Annotated in this window: 7 protein-coding genes; 5 read left to right on the forward strand and 2 right to left on the reverse strand. The window is 71.9% G+C overall.

Features of this window, described 5'->3' with window-relative positions:
* A partial coding sequence (locus GT354_RS02255) for a transposase (protein WP_161354460.1) occupies positions 1-155 on the forward strand: 155 nt, incomplete at its 5' end.
* Between the two features lie 48 nt (positions 156-203).
* Here the strand turns inward: GT354_RS02255 and GT354_RS02260 are convergent.
* Complete coding sequence (locus tag GT354_RS02260; protein WP_161354461.1) at positions 204-605, reverse strand: DUF4440 domain-containing protein; 402 nt, start codon at positions 603-605, stop codon at positions 204-206.
* Positions 606-839: 234 nt separating this feature from the next.
* Between GT354_RS02260 and GT354_RS02265 the strand changes: the two genes are divergently transcribed.
* Entirely contained in the window at positions 840-1,724 is an 885-nt protein-coding gene (locus tag GT354_RS02265; RefSeq protein ID WP_161354462.1) for a class I SAM-dependent methyltransferase, read from the forward strand.
* A gap of 118 nt (positions 1,725-1,842) precedes the next feature.
* Here GT354_RS02265 and GT354_RS02270 read toward each other — a convergent pair whose 3' ends face one another.
* Positions 1,843-3,495: an MFS transporter gene (locus GT354_RS02270; RefSeq protein WP_161354463.1), complete on the reverse strand. Its 1,653-nt coding sequence runs from the start codon at positions 3,493-3,495 to the stop codon at positions 1,843-1,845.
* Between the two features lie 189 nt (positions 3,496-3,684).
* Here GT354_RS02270 and GT354_RS02275 point away from each other — a divergent pair, with 189 nt between their 5' ends.
* The 3 genes from GT354_RS02275 to GT354_RS02285 form a co-directional block, all read left to right on the forward strand.
* Positions 3,685-4,626 (forward strand): TetR/AcrR family transcriptional regulator C-terminal domain-containing protein, encoded by a 942-nt coding sequence (locus GT354_RS02275; protein ID WP_161354464.1) that lies wholly within the window; start codon positions 3,685-3,687, stop codon positions 4,624-4,626.
* Positions 4,627-4,808: 182 nt separating this feature from the next.
* Positions 4,809-5,414 carry a class I SAM-dependent methyltransferase gene (locus GT354_RS02280; protein WP_237534292.1) on the forward strand — a complete coding sequence of 202 codons (606 nt, stop codon included), beginning with the start codon at positions 4,809-4,811 and terminating at the stop codon, positions 5,412-5,414.
* Between the two features lie 132 nt (positions 5,415-5,546).
* Positions 5,547-6,187: SGNH/GDSL hydrolase family protein (locus GT354_RS02285; protein ID WP_161354465.1), on the forward strand; the 641-nt coding region annotated here is incomplete at its 3' end.

Genomic DNA, 6,187 nt, shown 5'->3' on the forward strand with positions numbered 1-6,187 from the left:
CCGAGGCGTACAAGCGACGCAACGTCGTCGAACGCTGCTTCAACCGCCTCAAACAGTTCCGCGGAATCGCCACACGCTACGACAAGACCACCTCCTCGTTCACCGCCGCGATCACCATCGTGTCCATCCTGCTCTGGCTCAGACGCCCACTTTGAAGACACTTCCTAGGACCTCGGTGTCCGAGCGCCCGCCCCCGCCCGGAGCTACTCCCGCCCGACCCACGTCTCGTGCAGGTGCCGCCACCGCAGCCCGTACGGCGCCGACTCCTCCCGCTCGAACACCACCGTCGCGGCCCTGACGTCGCCCGAGCCGTCGGCGCGCGTCTGCGTCTCCCGGTACGCCGCCGCCACGAAAGCGCCGTCGGCCGCCACCACGCGCACGTCCTCGATCGCGATCCGCAGCCCCGGTACGGCTCCGCGCGCCCCCTCGATCATCTTCAGGACCTCGTCCCGGTCCATCGTGCGGCCACCCGGCTCGGTCAGCGTGAAGTCCACCGCGTGGGCTCGCGCGAACTCCGCCACGTCCCGCTCGGCGCCCGTGAGCAGCCCTTCGACGAGGACGTGCAACCGCACGACCTCCGCCCGCACCCGCGCCGGCTCGTCCACGCCCACACCCTGTCCGTATCCGTCCACGCCCGCCGGCAACGGTCGACGCGCGGCAGCTCGCCCCGAACGCTATCCCCATCGCCTCCCCCACCGGCCGAAAAGTCTGCGAGTCACGTGCTCTCCCGGGAATAGCGCGCGCAATCGCCGCGCAGGATTACCGCGGCCCCGCCTCGACGTTCTCCCGGCAACAGCCAATCGCGGCGGCCCGGCCGCCCTGCACTCGGGAGACCCGTCATGAGCGCCCAACCGAACGACGATCTCGACTGGGACGCCTTGGCCGACGGCCTCGAACGCGAAGCCGAACTCGCTTTGCCCTTCCTGGAGCAGGCCGCCGCCCACCTGCGCGACATCGCCCTGCACGGCGACCGCACGCTCACCCGAGTGGACCGCATCCTCGACGTCGGCAGCGGCCCGGGGGTCGCCTCGTGCCTCCTCGCGCGTTATTTCCCCAACGCGCACGTCACCGCCGTCGACGCCACCGAGAGTCTGCTCGGCCGTGCCCGCGTGCGCGCCCACCGCGAGGGTCTCGACGGACGGGTGCACACCCGGCGCGCCGAACTGCCCACCGACCTGTGCGTACTCGGCAGCGCCGACATCGTGTGGGCCGGCCACGTCGTCCACCACCTCGGCGACCAACAGGCCGCGCTCGACGCGCTGGCCCGCACCCTGCGCCCCGGCGGAGTCCTGGCGGTCGCCGAGCGCGGCCTGAACACCCGCTTCCTGCCCCGCGACATCGGTATCGGCCGGCCCGGCCTCCAGGCGCGCATCGACGCCGCCGACGAGGACTGGTTCAGCGACATGCGCGCCGCCCTGCCCGGTGCCAGAGCAACCGTCGAGGACTGGCCCGCGATGCTCGCCCGCGCCGGGTTGGTCCCCACCGGGTCCCACTCCTACCTCACCGACCTGCCCTCGCCGCTGGACGCCGAGCCGCGCGAACACCTGCACGCTCGCCTGACCCACCAACGCGAACGGCTCGCCGACCGACTGACCGCCGAGGACCTGCGTACCCTGGACGCCCTGCTCGACGACGACGCCGACACCGGCATCCTGTGGCGCCCCGACGCCTTCCTGCTCACCGCCACGACGGTGCACACCGCGCGGGCGTGCGCGCGACGCTGACCGCACCGACACCGACACCTGCACCTGCACCTGCACCGGTAGCCGGGGCCGCCGACGACGCCGACCGTCCCGGGCCCGGCGCCGAGTGCCGGGCCCGGGGCCGACACCTCGTTCGAACTCACTCCGGGACGAACGCTCGCGCCGCGGCCTCCGGCTCGACTCCGCGCTTGGCGCCGACCTCGACGGCGACCTCGACTCCGGCTTCCACTCCGGCCCCGGCGTCAGCCCCGGCCCCCGCCTCGCTCTCGGCCCCGCTCCCCGCGACCGGCACCCCCCGCAGCACCTTGACGCAGTACACCGAGGCCAACACCATCACCACCGCCGCCCCGACGGCCGCCGCCCGCATACCGTCACAAAACGCGTCCCGCGCCGCGTGCACCAGCGCGTCCCCGGCCTCGCGCGGCATCCGCGCCGCCTCCGCCTGAGCCCCGCCGAGGGTCTCCCGAGCACTCCCGGGCGCGGTCGTGTCCGTCATGGCCCGGTGGTAGACCGCGTCGCCGATCGTCCCGAGCAGTGCCATGCCCAGCGCACCACCGAGCTCGCTGCCGGATTCGAGCACCGCGGACGCCGACCCGGCCCGCTCGGGCGGAGCCACCCCCATCGCCATCTCGGTGACCTGCGTCATCACCGCGACGATGCCCGCCGCGTAGACCGCCGCGCCCGTCATCGTCAGGGCCAGTGGCGAGTCCTGGTCGACCGTCGCCAAGACCGCGAACCCGACCGCCCCGAGGGCGAATCCGCCGCTCATCACCCATCCGCGGTCCATCCGCTGGGCGAGCATCGCCGCCACGGGAGCGGCGAGCGCGACCGCGAGCGAGGGCACCAGGCTCCAGATCGCGGCCTCGAGCGGGCTCATGCCGAGCACGGACTGCAAGTACTGGGTCGTGAAGATCGCGAAGCCGATGATCGCGAACATCGCGAGCAGATTCGCCACCACCGAGCCGCCGAACGCGCGCATCCGCAACAACCCGACGTCCAGCAGCGGGTGTTCGATCGTGAGCTGACGGCGCAGGAACAGCGCGCCGACGATCAGCCCGAAGGCGATGCTCGCGGCCGACAGCGGCGAGACGCCCGAACGCGCGCTCTCCTTGATCCCGTACACCACCGGCAGCAGCGTGCCCAGCGACAGCAGCGCGCCGATCGCGTCGAACGGGCCGCGCGCGGTACCGCGGTGGTGCGGCACGAACACCGGGACGAGCAGCAGCAACAGCGCCATCGCGGGCACGTTGATCACGAAGATCGAGCCCCACCAGAAGTGCTCGACCAGCACGCCGGACAGGATCGGCCCGAGCGAGATCCCGCCCGTCATCACGGCCGTCCAGATCGCGATCGCGGTGGAGCGCTGCTTGGCGTCGACGAACATGGTGCGAATCAGCGCGAGAGTGGAGGGCATCAGCGCCGCCCCGCCCACCCCGAGCGCCGCGCGGGCGGCGATCAGCGCCTCTGCGCTGCCCGAATACGCCGCGGCCAGCGATGCGCCGGCGAAGATCCCCGCGCCCACCAGGAGCAGCCGGCGCCGGCCGATCCGGTCGCCGAGCGCGCCCATCACGATCAGCAGGCCCGAAAGGACGAAGCCGTACATGTCCAGGATCCACAGCTGCTGCGTGCCCGACGGCTCCAACGCACGGCCGATGAACGGGACCGCGAAATAGAGCACCGACACGTCCATGCTCACCAGCAGAAGCGGCAGCAACAAAACGGCGAGGCCGATCCATTCCCGCCGCCCGGCCTTGCCGGCGGGTGCGCCGTCCGCACGTGTCCCGATGGTCATTGGTGTCTCCCCGACTGATGCGCCTATACGGCGTACGCGCTGACTCGTACACAGTAAACACATGCTCGTCGACAGCACAACATGGCAGTAGCGGCAGCGAATAAACACTTCACCAAGTAGTGCACCAGGGCTAGTGCACCCGAAATTGATATAGTGCACGCCTGTGTCCGTACGACCACGGGAGGCCGTATGACCCGCTCGCCCACCCCCTCGGCGCTCATCGCCGCCGAGCTGCGCCGCCGCATCGAGGCCGGCGAACTGCGCCCGGGCGACCGCGTCCCCTCCACCCGCGCGATCACCGCCGAGTGGGGCGTGGCGATGGCCACCGCGACCAGGGCGCTGACCGTGCTGCGCGAAGCGGGCCTGGTCACACCGCGCCGCGGCGTCGGCACGGTGGTCGCCGACCGCGCCAAGACCGCCGCCAGGATCCCCGTGGTCGCCGTCCCCATGGTGCACAAGAGCCCGCGTACCGATGCCGAACTCACCCGGCAACGCATCGTCGAGGCGGCGATCGCCATCGCCGACGCCGACGGCCTGGGCGCGGTCTCCATGCGCCGCATCGCGGCCGAACTGGGCGTCGCGGCGATGACGTTGTACCGCCACATCCCCGGCAAGGACGATCTCGTCGCCGCCATGGCCGACACGGTCTTCGGCGAACGGCCCCTGCCCACGGCGGGCCCGATCGGCTGGCGCGCGCGACTGGAGACGTCGTGCCGGCTGCAATGGGAGATGTATCGCCGCCACCCGTGGCTCGCGCACACCATGTCGATGACCAGGCCGTTGCCGACCGTGCGCGGGATGATGCACGTCGAGTGGTCGATGGCCGAGTTCGAGGACCTGACGCCCGACGTGATGATCCACATCGCGGTCACGATGCTCAACTACGTGCGCGGCACCGCGATCAACCTCGCGCTGGAGGACGAGGCCGAGCGCGCCACCGGGGTCTCCAGCGAGGAATGGTTGCAGGCCCAGGACGCCACGATGGAACTCATCCTGCGCACCAACGACTTCCCCATGTACGCCGCCGCGCTGACCTCACCCGACCTGCTCCTGGACCTCGACTCGCTGTTCACCTTCGGCCTCGACCGCATCCTCGACGGCATCGGCACCCTGGTGGCGAATCAGCGATAGGTCCGCGCCCGTCGACCCGACCGACACGAGAACTCCCCCATCCCGGTCCGCGACCGGAGCCCGATCCTCGACAACGCGGGTCACGCTCGCCCCATCCGCTCCTCCCACATCCTTGACGCCGTCCACCACACAGCCCATCGTGGGTCCTCGATCACCGTCCGCGACCGGGGGAGTCACCGCCCATGCGCATGAACACCATCGAAAAGGCCGTCGTCGCGAGCCCACTGCGCTGGGCGCCCCAGCTCTGGTACGAGACGCCCCTCCTGCTGCGCCTGGGCGGCGCGCTGGACCCCGGCGCGCACGCGCTCGAAATCGGTTGCGGCACCGGGCGCGGCATCGACCTCATCCTCAACCGCTTCGGCGCGGCCCGCGTGGACGGGATCGACCTCGACGCCGAATCCCTCGCCAAGGCGCGACGCCGCTGGCACGGCAACAGCCGGGTCAGCCTCGTCGAGGGCTCGGCGACCGACCTGCGCGAGACGATCCACGCCGAGGACGCGAGCTACGACGCCGCGTTCGACTTCGCGATCGTGCACCACATCCCCGACTGGCGCGCGTGTCTCGCCGAGGTCGGCCGGGTGCTGCGCCCCGGGGGCCGGTTCTACTTCTCCGAGATGACCGCCCGCGCGCTCGCCCGGCCCAGCCTCGCCCTGCTGTTCGACCACCCCACCGAAGACCGCTTCGACGACCACGACTTCCTGGCCGAACTGCCCCGCCACGGGCTCGACGTGATGGGCTCCAAGTCGCTCCTCGGCGACTACTTCTTCGGCGTCGCCCGCCGCCGCTGACCCGGGCCGCCCACCGCCCCAGTCGCCCGGACCGCCGACCCGGCCCCGCAGTCCGCAGTCCGCAGTCCGCAGTCCGCCGATGCACCCCACCTCCACGACCGCCGACCGACCGGCCGCTACGATTTTTCTCCCATGCACATCACACCCCACCCCACGTTCCACTCGTTCGTCGCGGTCGGCGACTCCTTCACCGAGGGCATGTCCGACCTCGCCGCCGACGGCTCCTACCGAGGCTGGGCCGACCTGCTCGCCACCCGCCTCGCCGCCGACACCCCCACCCTGCGCTACGCCAACCTGGCCGTACGCGGCAAGCTGATCCGCCAGATCGCCGACGAACAGGTCGACACCGCCGCCGCGCTGAACGGCGACCTGGTCACCCTCGCCGGCGGGCTCAACGACGTCCTGCGTCCCCGCTGCGACGTCGGCGCCGTATGCGCCGTCTTCGAGCAGGCCGCCGCCAAGCTCGCCGCCGGCGGCGGCCGGCTGGTCCTGTTCCGCAGCACCGACCCCACCCGCCGGCTGCGCTCGTCCGCGCGCCTGATGCCCCGTATCGAGCAGCTCGTGACGTTCGTCGACACCGTCGGCGCGCGCCACGACGCCGCCGTCGTCGACCTGTTCACCGCGCGCGTCTTCGACGATCCGCGGATGTGGGCCGACGACCGGCTCCACCTGTCCACCGAGGGCCATCTGCGCGTCGCCGAGGCCACCGCGCAGGCGCTGGGGCTACCCGCGACCGGTGACTGGCGCGCGCCGCTGCCACCCGCCGCCCCCGA

The organism is Streptomyces sp. SID3343 (assembly GCF_009865215.1).
GTDB lineage: Bacteria > Actinomycetota > Actinomycetes > Streptomycetales > Streptomycetaceae > Embleya.